The 15,197-nt window shown below is 71.4% G+C and carries 14 protein-coding genes; 7 read left to right on the forward strand and 7 right to left on the reverse strand.

Annotated features, from left to right (window positions below; translation table 11 throughout):
- Positions 1-31: 31 nt before the first annotated feature.
- Entirely contained in the window at positions 32-937 is a 906-nt protein-coding gene (locus tag AC2YHB_RS06575) for a phosphotransferase (protein ID WP_179651381.1), read from the forward strand.
- A gap of 177 nt (positions 938-1,114) precedes the next feature.
- Here AC2YHB_RS06575 and ypfJ read toward each other — a convergent pair whose 3' ends face one another.
- Positions 1,115-2,089 carry a KPN_02809 family neutral zinc metallopeptidase gene (gene ypfJ, locus AC2YHB_RS06580; RefSeq protein ID WP_308645680.1) on the reverse strand — a complete coding sequence of 325 codons (975 nt, stop codon included), beginning with the start codon at positions 2,087-2,089 and terminating at the stop codon, positions 1,115-1,117.
- Positions 2,090-2,159: 70 nt separating this feature from the next.
- Here ypfJ and abc-f point away from each other — a divergent pair, with 70 nt between their 5' ends.
- Complete coding sequence (abc-f, locus tag AC2YHB_RS06585) at positions 2,160-3,758, forward strand: ribosomal protection-like ABC-F family protein (RefSeq protein ID WP_179651379.1); 1,599 nt, start codon at positions 2,160-2,162, stop codon at positions 3,756-3,758.
- A gap of 2 nt (positions 3,759-3,760) precedes the next feature.
- Here the strand turns inward: abc-f and AC2YHB_RS06590 are convergent, their stop codons facing one another.
- Together AC2YHB_RS06590 and AC2YHB_RS06595 are read right to left on the reverse strand one after the other, a co-directional pair.
- The gene (locus AC2YHB_RS06590) at positions 3,761-6,295 is read right to left on the reverse strand and encodes an ABC transporter permease (RefSeq protein ID WP_179651377.1); all 2,535 of its coding nucleotides are present in this window, start codon (positions 6,293-6,295) and stop codon (positions 3,761-3,763) included.
- A 1-nt stretch (position 6,296) separates the two neighbouring features.
- Positions 6,297-7,088, reverse strand: a complete 792-nt coding sequence (locus AC2YHB_RS06595) for an ABC transporter ATP-binding protein (RefSeq protein ID WP_036546283.1) — start codon at positions 7,086-7,088, stop codon at positions 6,297-6,299.
- A 116-nt stretch (positions 7,089-7,204) separates the two neighbouring features.
- On the opposite strand from AC2YHB_RS06595, the gene glpK reads away from it, so the two are divergent.
- Genes glpK through AC2YHB_RS06610 form a run of 3 tightly spaced genes read left to right on the forward strand, consistent with a single transcriptional unit; the run spans position 7,205 to position 11,273 of the window.
- Complete coding sequence (gene glpK, locus AC2YHB_RS06600) at positions 7,205-8,737, forward strand: glycerol kinase GlpK (protein ID WP_036545874.1); 1,533 nt, start codon at positions 7,205-7,207, stop codon at positions 8,735-8,737.
- A complete protein-coding gene (locus tag AC2YHB_RS06605) occupies positions 8,734-10,503 on the forward strand; it encodes a glycerol-3-phosphate dehydrogenase/oxidase (protein WP_051932294.1) in 1,770 nt (589 codons plus the stop codon). Before glpK ends, AC2YHB_RS06605 begins: the two co-directional genes overlap by 4 nt.
- A complete protein-coding gene (locus AC2YHB_RS06610; RefSeq protein WP_179651375.1) occupies positions 10,503-11,273 on the forward strand; it encodes an SDR family oxidoreductase in 771 nt (256 codons plus the stop codon). Before AC2YHB_RS06605 ends, AC2YHB_RS06610 begins: the two co-directional genes overlap by 1 nt.
- Here the strand turns inward: AC2YHB_RS06610 and AC2YHB_RS06615 are convergent.
- Positions 11,159-12,094 carry an SURF1 family cytochrome oxidase biogenesis protein gene (locus AC2YHB_RS06615; protein WP_308645679.1) on the reverse strand — a complete coding sequence of 312 codons (936 nt, stop codon included), beginning with the start codon at positions 12,092-12,094 and terminating at the stop codon, positions 11,159-11,161. The two genes, AC2YHB_RS06610 and AC2YHB_RS06615, sit on opposite strands and share 115 nt — an antisense overlap.
- Before the next feature lie 55 nt (positions 12,095-12,149).
- Between AC2YHB_RS06615 and moaA the strand changes: the two genes are divergently transcribed.
- Positions 12,150-13,142, forward strand: coding sequence for a GTP 3',8-cyclase MoaA (moaA, locus tag AC2YHB_RS06620; RefSeq protein ID WP_308645678.1), 993 nt, complete (start codon positions 12,150-12,152; stop codon positions 13,140-13,142).
- A gap of 66 nt (positions 13,143-13,208) precedes the next feature.
- Here moaA and AC2YHB_RS06625 read toward each other — a convergent pair whose 3' ends face one another.
- From AC2YHB_RS06625 to AC2YHB_RS06635, 3 genes are all read right to left on the reverse strand, one after another.
- Positions 13,209-14,129, reverse strand: a complete 921-nt coding sequence (locus AC2YHB_RS06625) for a type IV toxin-antitoxin system AbiEi family antitoxin (RefSeq protein WP_179651373.1) — start codon at positions 14,127-14,129, stop codon at positions 13,209-13,211.
- Between the two features lie 228 nt (positions 14,130-14,357).
- Positions 14,358-14,552 (reverse strand): hypothetical protein, encoded by a 195-nt coding sequence (locus tag AC2YHB_RS06630; RefSeq protein WP_036545864.1) that lies wholly within the window; start codon positions 14,550-14,552, stop codon positions 14,358-14,360.
- Complete coding sequence (locus tag AC2YHB_RS06635) at positions 14,542-14,868, reverse strand: DUF3099 domain-containing protein (protein ID WP_036545861.1); 327 nt, start codon at positions 14,866-14,868, stop codon at positions 14,542-14,544. Before AC2YHB_RS06635 ends, AC2YHB_RS06630 begins: the two co-directional genes overlap by 11 nt.
- Positions 14,869-14,909: 41 nt before the next feature.
- Between AC2YHB_RS06635 and AC2YHB_RS06640 the strand changes: the two genes are divergently transcribed.
- The gene (locus tag AC2YHB_RS06640; protein ID WP_036545859.1) at positions 14,910-15,125 is read left to right on the forward strand and encodes a dodecin; all 216 of its coding nucleotides are present in this window, start codon (positions 14,910-14,912) and stop codon (positions 15,123-15,125) included.
- Positions 15,126-15,197 lie beyond the last annotated feature (72 nt).

The following is a 15,197-nucleotide window of genomic DNA, read 5'->3' on the forward strand; positions in this document are numbered from 1 at the left end:
ATGGGGCACCGCATCCACTAGTTTCGGCCCCATGTGGCAGCCCGAGCCCGACTGGGTGGCGCTCCCGGGAGGATCCGGGACGTCCACCGTCGGTGTGTGGCGCACGGCCCTCGGCGGCCGACCGGTCGTGGTCAAGCGTCTCGGCAGGCCCGAGCCCGGCGACCCCGGCATCCTCTCCGAGCGCGGCCACGTGGCGTACTGGCGTCGGGAGGCCGACGTGCTCGAGACCGGCCTCACGGCGGGCACGCCGGGGCTGCGCGCCGCCGGTGCCTCCGTCGAGGAGGACGACGACGGCATCACGATCACCCGCGACTGGGTGGAGGACGCCGCGTCGAGCGGGCTCTTCCTGGCCCTCTCCGTCGGCCGCTTCGCCGGCGCCGCGCTCGGGCACCCGACCTTCCTGGCGAACGACCTGATGCGCAACCGCCTCGACCGGGTGGCGCGGCGCGGCGGCTGGCCGACCCTCGCCCGGACCACCGTCGCCGACATCGCCGAGCACCTGTGGACCCGCCGCGAGCTGATGCTGACCCTCCTCGACGGACTGCCGCAGGTGCTCCAGCACGGCGACCCCACGCCGCTGAACCTGCCGGGTCGCGAGGGCGACGACGCGCTCGCGATCGACTGGGGCACCCTCGGCCACGGCCCGGTCGGCGGCGACCTCGGCTACCTGTCGCTGTCGTCGCGCGAGGAGTTCGAGCCGCTGCTCGACGCCTACCTGCTCGGGCTGCCGACCGCCACCGCCGACCGTGACACCGTCGTCCTCGGCGCCCGGGTGGTCGCGGTCTACACGGCGCTCAGCCGCGCGGAGTGGGCGCTGGCGCGGGTCGCGACCGGCGAGGGAGCGCTGGCGGCGAAGTACCGGCATCCGGCCGTCGCGCCCCACCTGCGCACGCTGCAGCGGACGTTCGGGCACATGGAGGCGCTGCTCGAGCTGTGACCCGCGGGGCCGGTCGAATGGTTGCGGTTTGGTCCCAAACCACAACATCTCGGGCCGGATCTCTGCGGTTTGGGACCAAACCGCAGCGTCTCCGGGTCCCGGCGGCAGCGCGGCGGGAGGCGCGACGGCAGCTTGCTGCCTCCCGTCATCGCGCCGGAGACGCGCTCGCCCGAATGGTCAGACCCGGTCGACGGAGAACGTGTCGCAGGCGTCGCGGCTGCCCTGCTCGTAGCCGACCATGAACCACTTCTTGCGCTGCTCGGAGGAGCCGTGGGTCCAGGCCTCCTCGTCGACGCGACCGCCGCTGCGCTTCTGGATGTAGTCGTCGCCGACGGCCTTGGCGGCCTCGATGGCCTGGTCGATGTCCTCCTGCGTCAGACCCTCGATGAGCGGCTCACCGGCGGCGTCCTCGGTGGACTCGGCGTGGTTGGCCCACAGCCCGGCGTAGCAGTCGGCCTGCAGCTCGAGGCGGACGCTGCCGCTCTGCGGGCCGTTCTGGCCGCGGCGGCTCGCCTCGGTCATGAAGCCGAGCAGGTTCGAGATGTGGTGGCCGTACTCGTGCGCCAGCACGTAGAACTCGACGAAGCTGCCGTCCGGCCCGCCGAGCTGGCCCTCGAGGACGTCGTCGAAGAAGGTGGTGTCGAGGTAGATCGTCTCGTCGGAGGGGCAGTAGAACGGGCCGACGTCGCTCGACGCGGCGCCGCAGCCGGTGTTCACGGACCCGGTGAAGGTGACCATCGCCTCCTCGGGACGGAACTTGCCACCCAGCTCGGACCCCCAGTAGTCGGTCAGTGAGTTCTCGATCGCGACCCGGGCGCAGTCCTGGCTCTTGTTGGCGTCCTCGCCGGTCTTGCAGTTCGCGTAGCGGTCGGAGCCGTCCTGGGCGTCGCTGAGCCGCGAGGGGGAGTACACGGAGCCGAGCCCGCCGGTCCCGCCGTCGCCGCCGAGCCCGAGGTCGATGCCCGCGCAGCGCGCGACCACGAACAGCACGACCAGCAGGATGATGCCGCCGATGCCGCCCCTGCCCGTCGGGATCGGGAGGCGCATCCCGCCGCCGCCGAGTCCGCCGCCCCCCATGCCGCCGCCACCGCCGCTCCCGGCGTCACGAACCCGAGATTGGTCGAGGCGGGCCTTCGGATTGAATCGCACCACGGTCAGCACCCTATGCCAGCACCGCGCGGTTTAGGGGGAGCGAGAGGCGCGGTGGGAGAATCGACCCGTCATGATCACTGCGCACCAGCTCGAGGTCCGCGTCGGTGCGCGGCTCCTCATGGAGAACGTCAGCTTCCGCGTCGGCCCCGGCGACAAGGTCGGCCTCGTCGGCCGCAACGGCGCCGGCAAGACGACCCTCACCAAGGTCCTCGCCGGCGACGTCCTGCCTGCCAACGGCTCGGTGACCAACAGCGGTGAGCTCGGCTACCTCCCGCAGGACCCCCGCGTGGGCGACCCCGAGGTGATCGTCCGCGACCGGATCCTCTCGGCGCGCGGCCTCGACGACGCCGTACGACGGATGCGGGCCGCCGAGGTCGCGATGGCCTCCGACGACCCGAACGAGCGGGACAAGGCGTTCCGCAAGTTCCAGCGGGCGCAGGACGAGCTCGACGCCGGCGGTGGGTACGCCGCCGAGACGGAGGCGCTCCAGATCGCGCAGAGCCTCGGCATCCCCGACCGCCTGATGGAGCAGCCGCTCGGCACGCTCTCCGGTGGCCAGCGGCGCCGCGTGGAGCTCGCGCGGATCCTCTTCTCCAGCGCCGAGGTGCTGATCCTCGACGAGCCCACCAACCACCTCGACGCCGACTCGATCACGTGGCTGCGCGACTGGATGAAGTCGTACAAGGGCGGGTTCATCGTCATCTCCCACGACAACGCCCTGCTCGAGGAGACCGTCAACAAGGTCTACCACCTCGACGCCAACCGGGCCGTCATCGACGTCTACAACATGGGCTGGAAGAACTACCTCACCCAGCGCGAGACCGACGAGGCCCGCCGCAAGCGCGAGCTGATGAACGCGCAGAACAAGGCCAAGACGCTCACCGACCAGGCCAACAAGATGCGCGCCAAGGCCACCAAGGCCAGCGCCGCCCAGCAGATGCTCAAGCGGGCGGAGAAGCTCCTCGACGGGGTCGAGGGCGAGCGGCAGTCCGACAAGGTCGCGGCGATCAAGTTCCCGACGCCGGCCGCCTGCGGCCGGACGCCGCTGTCGGCCCACGACCTCTCCAAGTCGTACGGCGCCCTGGAGATCTTCACCGCCGTCGACCTGGCCATCGACAAGGGCTCCCGAGTGGTCATCCTGGGCCTCAACGGCGCCGGCAAGACCACGATGCTGCGGATCCTCGCGGGCGTCGACAAGCCGGACACCGGCGAGGTCGTGGCCGGTCACGGCCTCAAGGTCGGCTACTACGCCCAGGAGCACGAGACGCTCGACGTCGGGCGGACGGTGCTCGACAACATGCAGTCGGCGGCGCCGCAGCTGACCGACACCGAGGCCCGCTCGGTGCTGGGCTCCTTCCTGTTCTCGGGCGACGACGTCCACAAGCCGGCGGGCGTGCTGTCCGGTGGCGAGAAGACCCGGCTCGCGCTGGCGTCGCTGGTCGTGTCGGCCGCCAACGTGCTGCTCCTCGACGAGCCGACGAACAACCTCGACCCCGCCTCTCGCGAGGAGGTGCTCAACGCGATCCGCCGCTACGAGGGCGCGATCGTGCTGGTCACCCACGACGAGGGCGCGGTCCACGCCCTCGAGCCCGACCGGGTGCTCATCCTCCCGGACGGGGTCGAGGACCTCTGGAGCGCCGACTACGCGGACCTGGTCGCGCTGGCGTAGTCCTATTCCGTGGCGATCGCGGCCAGCACGTTGAGCCGGGCGGCGCGGATCGCGGGGATGACGGCGGCGAGCACGCCGACGACGATCGCGATCACGAGGAAGAGCACCAGCTGTCCGACCGGGAGGCCGAGGCTGGTCAGGTCGTCCTTCAGCACCCGTTGCAGCAGTACGCCGATCAGCAGGCCGAGCGCCATGCCGAGCACCGCGCCGAGCACCGCGATCGTGACCGACTCGAGCATGATCATCCGGCGCAGCTTGGCCCGGCTCATGCCGACGGCCCGCAGCAGGCCGATCTCACGGGTGCGCTCGATGACGCTGAGGCCGAGGGTGTTCACGATGCCGATGACGGCGATCACGATCGCCAGCGCCAGCAGCCCGTAGATCATGTAGAGCAGCTGGTTGACCTGACCGCGGATCTGGTCGGAGAACTCCTCCTTGTCGTAGACGCCGACGATCGGCACCGACTTCGCGGCGTCGTCGACGGCGTCCCGGACCGTGCTGGAGTCGGCGCCCGGCTCCAGCAGGATGCTGATCGAGGTGTCCTGCCGCAGCACGCCCACCTCGGCCAGCTGGTCGAGCGGCACGTTGACCTCGGACGCCACCTCGGTGTCGTCGACGATCCCGACGACCTCGGGCGTCAGCTTCTTCCCGCCCTGGAAGGCGAGCGGCAACGTGTCGCCGACGGACAGGTGGTGCTTCTCGGCGAAGTCCGTGCCGATGAAGGCCTGGTCGCCGCTGATCCGCTCGGTACCGTCCAGCACGTCGAGGTGGTAGATCGACCCGAACTCCGGGTCGATCCCGGTGATGTAGGCCGCCTTGCCGTCGTACTGCGCCGTGGTGAACTGCTGGCGGCTCATCGTGCCCACCCCGTCGACCTGGGCGATCCGGTCGCCCACCTCGGTGGAGAAGGGCAGGAAGGTCGTGCTCTGCACCAGCAGGTCGGCGGTGAACTGCTCGTCCACCACGTCGTCGACGGACTTGTTGAGCGAGGCTGCGAGCACGCCGATCGTGGAGACGAGGGCGAGCCCGATCATCAGTGCCGACGCGGTGGCGCCGGTGCGGCGCGGGTCGCGCAGCGCGTTCTCACCCGCGAGGCGCCCGGTGGTCCCGAAGACGCCGGCGAACAGGCCGCGGCACAGCGCCAGGACCGGCTTGCCGATGATCGAGCTGGTGGCGGCGACGGTGAGGATCCACAGCACCGCCCCGATTCCGATCAGGAGCGCGTTGGACTGCGCCAGCCCGGCGACCGCGAACCCGGCGCCGATGGCGAGGAGCGCCGCCCCGATGACGGTACGACGCCGCAGGGATGCGCGCTCGGGCGCGACGTCGGACCGCATGGCGGCGACCGGGGCGACCTTGCCGGCCCGCCAGCTCGGCAGGAAGGCGGCCACCATGGTGACGCCGATGCCGACGACATAGCTGAGGATCGTCGCCTTCGACGTCAGGTCGAGCGCGTCGCCGGAGATGTCGAGGCCGACGCTGCGGAAGAGCGCGGCGAGGGCACGCGCGAGCAGGAGCCCCAGCCCGATGGCGAGCGTCGACGACACGACCGACAGCACGAAGGCCTCGACGAGAACGGAGCGCATCACCTGGCCGCGGGAGGCCCCGAGCGCGCGGAGCAGCGCGAGCTCGCGGGTTCGCTGGGCGATCAGGATCGAGAAGGTGTTGACGATGATGAAGCCGCCGACGATGACGGCGATGATCGCGAAGACGGTCAGGAAGGTCTTGATCACGTCGAGGAAGCTGCCGACGGCGTCCTGCGACTCCTCGGCCACCTTGTCGCCGGTGACTGCCTCGAAGCCGTCCGGGAGCACGGTCGAGGCGGCGTCGGCGAGCTCGCGCTGGGTGACACCGGGTGCGGCCGTGAGGCTGATCCGGTTGTAGACGTCCTTGCCCTGGAAGAACAGGTCCTGCGCACCCTCGGTCGAGAAGACCAGGAGGGTGGCGCCCGCCGTACCGCCTCCGTTGAACTCGGCCGTGCCGACCAGCGTCGCGGTGCGTTCGAGGACGCCGAAGGGCGCGAGGAGCTTGACCTCGTCGCCGATCCGGTAGTCGCCCGCCTCGGCGGCGCCCTCGTCGAGGACGATCTCGTCCTTGCCCTGCGGCCAGCGACCGCCCTTGAGCAGCAGGATTTCGTCGCCGGCCATGTTGGGGCCGTCGTGGTAGTTGAAGGCCAGCGTCGGCGCGCCGGTGCCACCGACGAGCGTGCCGTCCTTCGCGAGCAGGCTCATGCCGCCGGCGTTGATGTCACCGTCCGCGCGGGCGACCTCGGGCAGGGCCGCGAGCGCCTCCACCGTGTCCGGCGTCATCGCCTGGGCGGACTGCCCGGACACGCCGCCGCTGAACTCGTCGGTGTCCTGTGCGCGGACGACTCCGTCGGGCGTCGAGCCGTAGATGATCCCGTCGAAGGTCGTGGACAGCCCGTTGCTGAAGACCAGCACGCCGGACAGGAAGGCCACGCCGATCACGATCGCCAGCCCGCTCATCACGAGCCGGACCTTGCGGGCGAGGAGGTTGCGCAGGGTCAGGCGCAGCATCTCAGGCCTTCCCGCGCGCAGCGGCGTCCTGCAGGGAGGTCATGTGCTCGAGAATCTGCTCGCGCTCCGGCTTGCGGAGCTCGTCGACGATCCGGCCGTCGGCGAGGAAAACGACGCGGTCGCAGTACGACGCCGCGACGGCGTCGTGGGTGACCATCACGATCGTCTGGCCGAACTCGTCCACGCTCCGGCGCAGGAAGGACAGCACCTCGGCGCCGGACGTGCTGTCGAGGTTGCCGGTCGGCTCGTCGGCGAAGACGATCTCCGGCTTGCTCACCAGGGCGCGGGCGCAGGCGACGCGCTGCTGCTGGCCGCCGGACATCTCGGCGGGCCGGTGGCCGAGCCGGTCGCGCAGGCCGACGGTGTCGACGACCGTGTCGAACCACTGCTGGTCGGGCTTGCGCCCGGCGAGGCTGAGCGGGAGCAGGATGTTCTCCCGGGCCGAGAGCGTGGGGACCAGGTTGAAGGCCTGGAAGACGAAGCCGATCTCGTCGCGGCGCAGCGCCGTGAGCGCCTTGTCGCGCAGCCGGGAGAGCTCTGTGTCGCCGATGACGACCTGCCCCGACGTGGGGGTGTCCAGGGCGGCCAGGCAATGCATCAGGGTGGACTTGCCGGAGCCGGAGGGGCCCATGATCGCCGTGAACTCACCGGCCGCGAGGTCGATCGACACGCCGTCGAGGGCACGGACCTCGGAGTCGCCCGAGCCGTAGACCTTGCGGAGGTCGATGGCCCGGGCCGCGGCGCGGGACGGAGGGACGGACGGGGGGACAGAGGTCGTGGGGGCGGCGCTCATGGCACCACCCTGCCAGTCGCCACGGACCCCCGGCATCAGGATTGACCCCGAGTCGTCCCCGAGAGATGGCGTGGGAGGTCGCGCGGGAGGTGACCCGGCGCCCGTAGGGTGTGCGCATGGCGCAGGCGCGGTTCGTGGGGGCCATCGACCAGGGCACCACCAGCACCCGGTTCATGGTGTTCGACCACCAGGGCAGGGAGGTGGCGCGGCACCAGCTGGAGCACGTGCAGGTCCTGCCGCGGGCCGGCTGGGTGGAGCACAACCCGGTCGAGATCTGGGAGCGCACCTCCGCCGTCGTGAAGACCGCGCTGGGCAAGGCGCGCCTCGACGCGGCGGACCTGGCGGCGGTCGGGATCACGAACCAGCGCGAGACCACCATCGTCTGGGACCGCCGGACCGGACGGCCGCTGCACAACGCCATCGTGTGGCAGGACACCCGGACCGACGCGATCGCGGCGGCGCTGGACCGCGACGGCCGCGGCGACGTGATCCGCCACCGCGCGGGGCTGCCGCCGGCGACGTACTTCTCGGGCGGCAAGCTGCAGTGGATCCTGGAGAACGTCCCGGGCGCGCGGGAGGCGGCCGAGCGCGGTGACGCACTGTTCGGCACCCCCGACACCTGGGTGCTGTGGAACCTCACCGGCGGGCCGGACGGAGGAGTCCACGTCACCGACGTGACCAACGCCAGCCGCACGATGCTGATGGACCTCGAGACGCTGCAGTGGGACGACGAGCTGCTGGGCTTCTTCGGCGTCCCGCGCGCCATGCTGCCGGAGATCCGGGAGTCCTCGGCCACCACGCCCTTCGGTACGACGCTGCGCAGCGGCCCCTTCGGCGGCGAGGTCCCGATCACGGGCATCCTCGGCGACCAGCAGGCGGCCACGGTCGGACAGGTCTGCTTCGCTCCCGGCGAGGCGAAGAACACCTACGGCACGGGCAACTTCATGCTGCTCAACACCGGCACGGAGATCGTGCGTTCGAAGGCCGGGCTGCTGACCACGCCGGCCTACCAGCTCGGTGACCAGCCCTGCGTCTACGCCCTCGAGGGATCGATCGCGGTCACCGGCTCGGCCGTGCAGTGGCTGCGCGACCAGCTCGGCATCATCAGCGGGGCATCGGAGTCGGAGTCGCTCGCCCGGCAGGTCGAGGACAACGGCGGGGTCTACTTCGTGCCCGCGTTCTCGGGCCTGTTCGCGCCCTACTGGCGCTCGGACGCCCGCGGTGCGATCGTCGGGCTCTCCCGCTTCAACACCAACGCCCACGTCGCCCGGGCGACGCTGGAGGCGATCTGCTACCAGTCGCGTGACGTCGTCGAGGCGATGTGCAGCGACTCGGGCGTCGAGCTCGGCGTGCTCAAGGTCGACGGCGGCGTGACGATGAACAGCCTCTGCATGCAGATCCAGGCCGACGTCCTCGGCGTACCGGTGAGCCGGCCGGTCGTGCCGGAGACGACCGCGCTCGGAGCGGCGTACGCCGCGGGCCTGTCGGTCGGCTACTGGTCGTCGACCGACGAGCTGCGGGAGAACTGGCAGGAGGACACCCGCTGGGAGCCCCAGTGGGACGAGGACCGGCGTACAGCGGGGTACGCGCAGTGGAAGAAGGCAGTCCAGCGAACCCTCGACTGGGTGGATGTGGAGACCGACCGATGAAGCCCGCAGCACTTTCCCCGCGCGCCCGCTCGGCAGCGCTGAAGAAGCTCGGCAGCCAGCACTTCGACGTCCTCGTCATCGGCGGGGGAGTCGTGGGTGCCGGCGCCGCCCTCGATGCCGCCACGCGCGGCCTGTCCGTCGGGCTCGTCGAGGCCCGCGACTTCGCGTCCGGGACGTCGAGCCGCAGCTCCAAGCTGATCCACGGCGGCCTGCGCTACCTGGAGATGATGGACTTCCGCCTCGTCGCTGAGGCGCTCAAGGAGCGCGGCCTGCTCATGCAGCGCCTCGCGCCGCACCTGGTGCGCCCGGTGCCCTTCCTCTACCCGCTCAACGGCCGCGGCTGGGAGCGCTGGTACGCCGGCAGCGGCGTCGCGCTGTACGACGCGATGTCCAGGGCCAGCGGGTACGGCGACGGCCTGCCGCTGCACCGCCACCTGACCCGGCACGGGGCGCGCAAGGTGTTCCCGTCGCTGCGCAAGGACGCCCTGGTCGGCGCGATCCGCTACTACGACGCCCAGGTGGACGACGCCCGGCACACGATGTTCCTGGCCCGCACGGCCGCGACGTACGGCGCCGCGGTGGCCTCCCGCACCCGCGTCCTCGGCCTGATCAAGGAGAGCGAGCGCGTCGTCGGCGCGTCGGTCATCGACCTGGAGACCGGGCGCCGCTTCGACATCCGCGCCTCCCAGGTCATCAACGCCACCGGTGTGTGGACCGACGAGACGCAGGGGATGGCGCGCGAGCGCGGGCAGTTCAAGGTGCGTGCCAGCAAGGGCATCCACCTGGTCGTGCCGCGCGACCGGATCCGGGGCGAGACCGGGCTCATCCTGCGCACGGAGAAGTCCGTGCTCTTCGTGATCCCGTGGAAGCGGCACTGGATCATCGGCACCACCGACACCGACTGGGAGCTCTCGAAGGACCACCCGGCGGCCAGCTCCAGCGACATCGACTACCTGCTCGCCCACGTCAACGACGTGCTCGAGGTGCCGTTGACCCGCGACGACGTCGAGGGCGTCTTCGCCGGCCTCCGGCCGCTGCTCGCGGGTGAGTCCGAGGCGACGTCGAAGCTGTCGCGCGAGCACGCGGTCGCGCACAGCGTGCCGGGGCTCGTCGTGGTCGCCGGCGGCAAGTACACGACCTACCGGGTGATGGCCGCCGACGCCGTCGACGAGGCGGTCCACGGCCTGGAGACCGTGCTCGGGCGCAAGTCGGGGGAGTGCGTCACCGAGAACATCCCACTGGTCGGGGCCGACGGCTACCACGCGCTGTGGAACCAGCGCCGCACCCTCGCCACCCAGTCCGGCCTCGCGATCAACCGCATCGAGCACCTGCTCGAGCGCTACGGCTCGCTGGTGCTGGAGGTGCTCGACCTGATCGCCGCCGAGCCGGACCTCGCCGAGCCGCTGCCGGGCGCCGAGGACTACCTGCAGGCCGAGGCCGTGTACGCCGTCACGCACGAGGGTGCCCGCCACCTCGACGACATCCTCACCCGGCGGATGCGGATCTCCTTCGAGACCTTCGACCGCGGCGTCGCGGCCGCACCGCACGTGGCCGAGCTGGTCCGCGGCTACCTCCAGTGGGACGTCGACCAGACCAAGCGCGAGCTGGAGCACTACCTGAAGCGGGTCGAGGCCGAGCGCGAGAGCCAGCGCCAGCCCGACGACCACACGGCCGACGCCGCGCGGAAGGGCGCCCCGGACGTCGTACCGGTGTCCCGGATCGCGGAGGAGCTCGAGAACAACGACGACATGATGGAGACCAGCTGATGGACCTCGGGGTTCGCGACCACGTCTACCTGCTCACCGGCGCCACCCGCGGGCTCGGGCACGCCACCGCCGAGGCGCTGGTCGCCGACGGCGCGCGAGTGGTCGTCTCCGGGCGACGACAGGAGTCGGTCGACGCGGCCGTCGCCGCGCTGGAAGCCGTCGGTGGGGCCGGGTGCGCCGTCGGCGTGGTCGCCGACAACGCGGCGCCGGACTCCGCCGACCGGCTCGTCGCGGCGGCGAAGGACGCCTGGGGCCGGCTCGACGGCGTCCTCGTCAGCGTCGGCGGCCCGCCGGGCGGCAAGGTCACCGACATGACCGACGAGCAGTGGCTCGCCGCCTTCGACTCGGTCTTCCTCGGCGCCGTCCGGCTGGCCCGTACGACGGCCGCCGCGCTCGGCGAGGGCGGCTCGATCGCGTTCGTGCTGTCCACCAGCGTGCGCCAGCCGATCGCCGGTCTCGCCATCTCGAACGGCCTCCGGCCCGGGCTGGCGATGGTGGCGAAGAACCTCGCCGACGAGCTCGGCCCGCGGGGGATCCGCGTCAACGGGCTCCTCCCGGGGCGGATCGCGACGGAGCGGGTGGCCGAGCTGGACGCCTCGACCGGCGACGCGGAGGCCTCGAAGGCAGCCGCCGTCGCGCAGATCCCGCTCGGGCGCTACGGCCGGCCGGAGGAGTTCGGCCGGGTGGCGGCGTTCCTGCTCTCGCCCGTCGCGTCGTTCCTGTCCGGGGTGATGGTGCCGGTCGACGGCGGGATGTCGCGCGGGCTCTGAGCCGCGCGTCGGTCCTCGTCCTCGTCGTCGGTGCGCCGGGAGAACGGTCCGCGGGCCTTCCGCTGCGGGCGCCGGTCGCCGCGGCGACCGTTCTTGCGCTCGTCCCAGGCGAGATAGGCGAAGCCGCCGACGCCGAGCACCCCGAAGAACCACCACTGGAGGCCGTAGAAGAAGTGCGGGCCCTCGCCGAGCTCGGGGAGCTCGACCGGTGCGAGCGCCTCGTCCGGGGCCGGGTCCTCGGCCTTGAGCGCCACGAAGCCGGTGAGGACCGGGGTGTCGATCGCGTCGCCGATCCTCTCGCTGGAGATCGCCCGGGTCGAGTGACCCACGATCTCCGTGCTGTCGCCCTCGCCGTCGGCGCGGACCCAGCCGGTGACGGTGACCTCGCCCTCCGGAGGGGCGGGCAGCTCGTCGGCGCCGATCTCGGGGTCGTCGGTGGCGAACCAGCCCCGGTCGACCACGACGGCGGTGCCGTCGGCGGTCACGAGCGGGACGACGACCTCGACGCCGGGGGCGCCCTTGCGGGTGCGGTAGCGCACGACGATGGTCTCCTCGGCGTCGTACACGCCGGTGGCGGTGACCAGCCGCCACTCGTCGCTCTCGGCGACGTCCTTGCCGGGGGCGAGGACGTCGGTCACCGGGATCGGCTCGCGGCTCTCGTTGGCGACGACATAGGCGTTGCGCTCCTTGCGGTCCTCGAGCCGGCCGAACTGCCACTCGCCGAGCCACCACGTGCCGTAGCCGACCACGATGATGGCGAGGAAGAAGAGCACCCAGCGCCTGCTGAGCAGGAATCGCCAGGAGGCCAGCCACGATCGCACCCGACAAAGGTAGGACCAGCCTGGTTCCAACCAGTAGGCGGCCTAGGATGGTGGGGTGCAGCCCTTGATCGACCAGTACGGACGGGTGGCGACGGACCTGAGGGTCTCGCTGACCGATCGTTGCAACCTGCGCTGCACCTACTGCATGCCGGCCGAGGGCCTCGACTGGCTGCCCACCGACGACCAGCTCACCGATGACGAGGTCGTCCGGCTGATCGGGATCGCCGTGGGCGAGCTCGGCGTCGAGGAGATCCGGTTCACCGGCGGCGAGCCGCTCGTGCGCCGCGGGCTCGTCGACATCGTCCGCCGCGTGCGCGAGCGCGACGCCGACGTCGAGATGTCGATCACCACCAACGCGCTCGGCCTCGCCCGCACGGCCGGCGCCCTCGCCGACGCGGGGCTCAACCGGGTCAACGTCAGCCTCGACACGGTGCGCCGCGACTCCTTCCACGAGATCACCCGACGCGATCGCCTCGACGACGTGGTGGCCGGGCTGGCCGCCGCGGAGGCCGCCGGGCTCGGCCCGGTCAAGGTCAACGCCGTGCTCCTGCGTGGCGTCAACGACGACCAGGCGCCCGAGCTGCTCGCGTGGTGCATCGAGCGCGGCTACCAGCTCCGCTTCATCGAGCAGATGCCGCTCGACGCCCAGCACGGGTGGAGCCGCGCCGAGATGGTCACCGCCGACGAGATCCTGGCCTCGCTGTCGGCCGCCTTCACGCTGTCGACCGCCTCCGAGCCGCGGGGGAGCGCTCCCGCCGAGCTGTTCACCGTCGACGGCGGCCCGGCCACGGTCGGCGTGATCGCCTCGGTGACCCGCCCGTTCTGCGGCGACTGCGACCGGGTCCGGCTCACCGCCGACGGCCAGGTCCGCAATTGCCTCTTCGCCCGCTCCGAGTCCGACCTCCGCCTCGCCCTGCGCGCCGGTGCCACCGACGCCGAGCTCGCCGAGCGCTGGCGCACTGCCATGTGGGGCAAGCTCCCGGGTCACGGCATCGACGACCCCACCTTCCTCCAGCCCGACCGCCCCATGTCCGCCATCGGCGGCTGACGCTCCCCCTCCTCCGCCGAGTTGCCACTTTGGCGGCGCGAGTTGCCGGTTCCGCGGTGCGAGCTGTCACCAGCGCCGGTTCGTGTACGACGGCGTGAGGGCCTCTCGCAGCTCACGGGTCCAGCGCGCCGAGGCGCCGTCGGCGAAGTCACCGCGGCGGATCACGATGACCGTCCACCCCGCCTCGTGCAGCCAGCGGCGTCGCCTCTCGTCGTGCTCGCGTTGCTCCGGCGTTCGCAGATGGTGCTCGAAGCCGTCGTACTCGACGCATACCCGGGCGAGGGGATAGGCGAAGTCCAGGCGATAGGTCGGAACACCGTCGATCTCGACCCACCACTGGGGTTGCGGGGCCGGCAAGCCCGAGCCGACGATCTCCAGCAGGGTCCACGCCTCCCGGTGCGACTCGACGCGCGGATCCACCAGTGGTGCGAGGGCGCGCAGCTGGATCACGCCGCGACGCCCACGGAATCTCGGGAGCTCGTGGACGAGGTCCCGGGAATTGAAGGCGTGCCCTCGGGCCAGAAGACACATCGCTGCGAAGGCCTCTCGCTGACGGAGGTGACAGCCGAGGTCAAGAGCGGTTCGTAGCGGCGTGGTGACCCGGACACCGTCGACGACCATGACGTCATCCGGGGCGAGATCGCGCGTTCGGCCGTCCAGTTCCGGTCGGCGCGACGGGCGACGCCCGCGCAGCGCGCAGCTCTCGATCGGCGGCGGCAGCACCTGCTCGTCGAGGGTCAGCATCTCCACCCCATGGAGCCAAGCTGCGGTCCGGTCCACCGCCACGTGGTGAGCTGCCACCGCGCAAGCAACGACCAGTGCACGTGCCTGGATCGTGTCGGCGATGTCTGAGCGTCGGTAGACGCCGTTGGCGGCCCGGACCAGCAGACCGTCCTCCGTCGCCAGTTGAACCTGCCGCCGGGTGAGCCCGAGCGCTTCTGCATTGCGGATCAGGAAGGGCTCGACCGGCAAGTCGTTGATCTCCATGCTGCACGACTGTCGTCACTCCGGTCGGTGAGCGACGGGGGTGCCTTCATGGCTGTGGATGGTCGTTGCGACGGATCGACCTGTGGGCGGGCGGTGGCTGATGGAGTGACTCATGGGGCCGACTCGTCGGAGCAGATTGGCGAGTCGGTCGGGCAGACCGGCAACTCGACGCGCCAGATCGGCAACTCGCCGCGCCGGACCGGCAACTCGACCCGGCAGAGCGGCAAGTCAGGGGTGGGGGAGGGTGTCCTTGAGGAAGCCGCGGGCGCCGAGGAAGTGCTCGAGGGACTCGCGGTGGTCGTCGCAGGCCAACCAGATCTTGCGGCGCTCGGGGGTGTGCAGCTTGGGGTTGTTCCAGTGCAGCTGCCACACGGCGTCGGCCCGGCAGCCCTTGGCCGAGCAGAAGTCGGGCTCAGTCTCCATGGCCGCCCGGTCCGAGCTGGCGCTGCGCGTCGCCGCCACCGGTGAGCGGGAGCTCCGTGGAGCGGCTGTCGTTGGCGTTGGCCATCACGACGGCGACGTACGGCAGGAACAGCGAGGCGAGGATGAGGAAGGGCCAGACCCAGTGCAGGCCGGCTGCGCCGGTGATGGCTGCGCCGATGAAGCACAGGGTGCGGATGCCCATCGCGATGGCGTACTTCTTCTGCCGCCGGGCGATGTCGGCCTCCGGGCTGTCGCCCGCCGTGGTGATCCGGATCGCGTCGGGCTCGTGCGAGCGGCCGTGACGCGAGGAGGACATGCCCCCAGCCTACGCCGGGCCGCAGGACTAGGCTGATCCGCATGTCCAATCGCACCTACCGCATCAGCGAGATCGTCGGCACCTCTCCCGACGGCATCGACCAGGCCATCCGCAACGGCGTCGACCGCGCCGGCCAGACCCTGCGCCACCTCGACTGGTTCGAGGTCACCCAGGTCCGTGGCCAGGTCAAGGACGGCCAGGTCGAGCACTTCCAGGTCACGATGAAGATCGGCTTCCGGCTGGAGGACGACGAGTAGGCAACCGCCTGTCGAGCTCCCTTGTAGGACCCCTACAAGGGAGCGGGGCGAACTTGGTGCCTGCCGCGGGCG

This window comes from Nocardioides sp. SRI_004 (assembly GCF_057586415.1).

What these genes read in the sequence shown, in the direction of transcription:
- AC2YHB_RS06640 (WP_036545859.1), top strand. Translation starts at nt 14,910, where the DNA reads ATGTCCAATCGCACCTACCGCATCAGCGAGATCGTCGGCACCTCTCCC.
- glpK (WP_036545874.1), top strand. Translation starts at nt 7,205, where the DNA reads ATGGCGCAGGCGCGGTTCGTGGGGGCCATCGACCAGGGCACCACCAGC.
- AC2YHB_RS06625 (WP_179651373.1), bottom strand. Translation starts at nt 14,129, where the DNA reads ATGGAGATCAACGACTTGCCGGTCGAGCCCTTCCTGATCCGCAATGCA.
- AC2YHB_RS06605 (WP_051932294.1), top strand. Translation starts at nt 8,734, where the DNA reads ATGAAGCCCGCAGCACTTTCCCCGCGCGCCCGCTCGGCAGCGCTGAAG.
- AC2YHB_RS06610 (WP_179651375.1), top strand. Translation starts at nt 10,503, where the DNA reads ATGGACCTCGGGGTTCGCGACCACGTCTACCTGCTCACCGGCGCCACC.
- AC2YHB_RS06575 (WP_179651381.1), top strand. Translation starts at nt 32, where the DNA reads ATGTGGCAGCCCGAGCCCGACTGGGTGGCGCTCCCGGGAGGATCCGGG.
- abc-f (WP_179651379.1), top strand. Translation starts at nt 2,160, where the DNA reads ATGATCACTGCGCACCAGCTCGAGGTCCGCGTCGGTGCGCGGCTCCTC.
- AC2YHB_RS06595 (WP_036546283.1), bottom strand. Translation starts at nt 7,088, where the DNA reads ATGAGCGCCGCCCCCACGACCTCTGTCCCCCCGTCCGTCCCTCCGTCC.
- AC2YHB_RS06590 (WP_179651377.1), bottom strand. Translation starts at nt 6,295, where the DNA reads ATGCTGCGCCTGACCCTGCGCAACCTCCTCGCCCGCAAGGTCCGGCTC.
- AC2YHB_RS06635 (WP_036545861.1), bottom strand. Translation starts at nt 14,868, where the DNA reads ATGTCCTCCTCGCGTCACGGCCGCTCGCACGAGCCCGACGCGATCCGG.
- AC2YHB_RS06630 (WP_036545864.1), bottom strand. Translation starts at nt 14,552, where the DNA reads ATGGAGACTGAGCCCGACTTCTGCTCGGCCAAGGGCTGCCGGGCCGAC.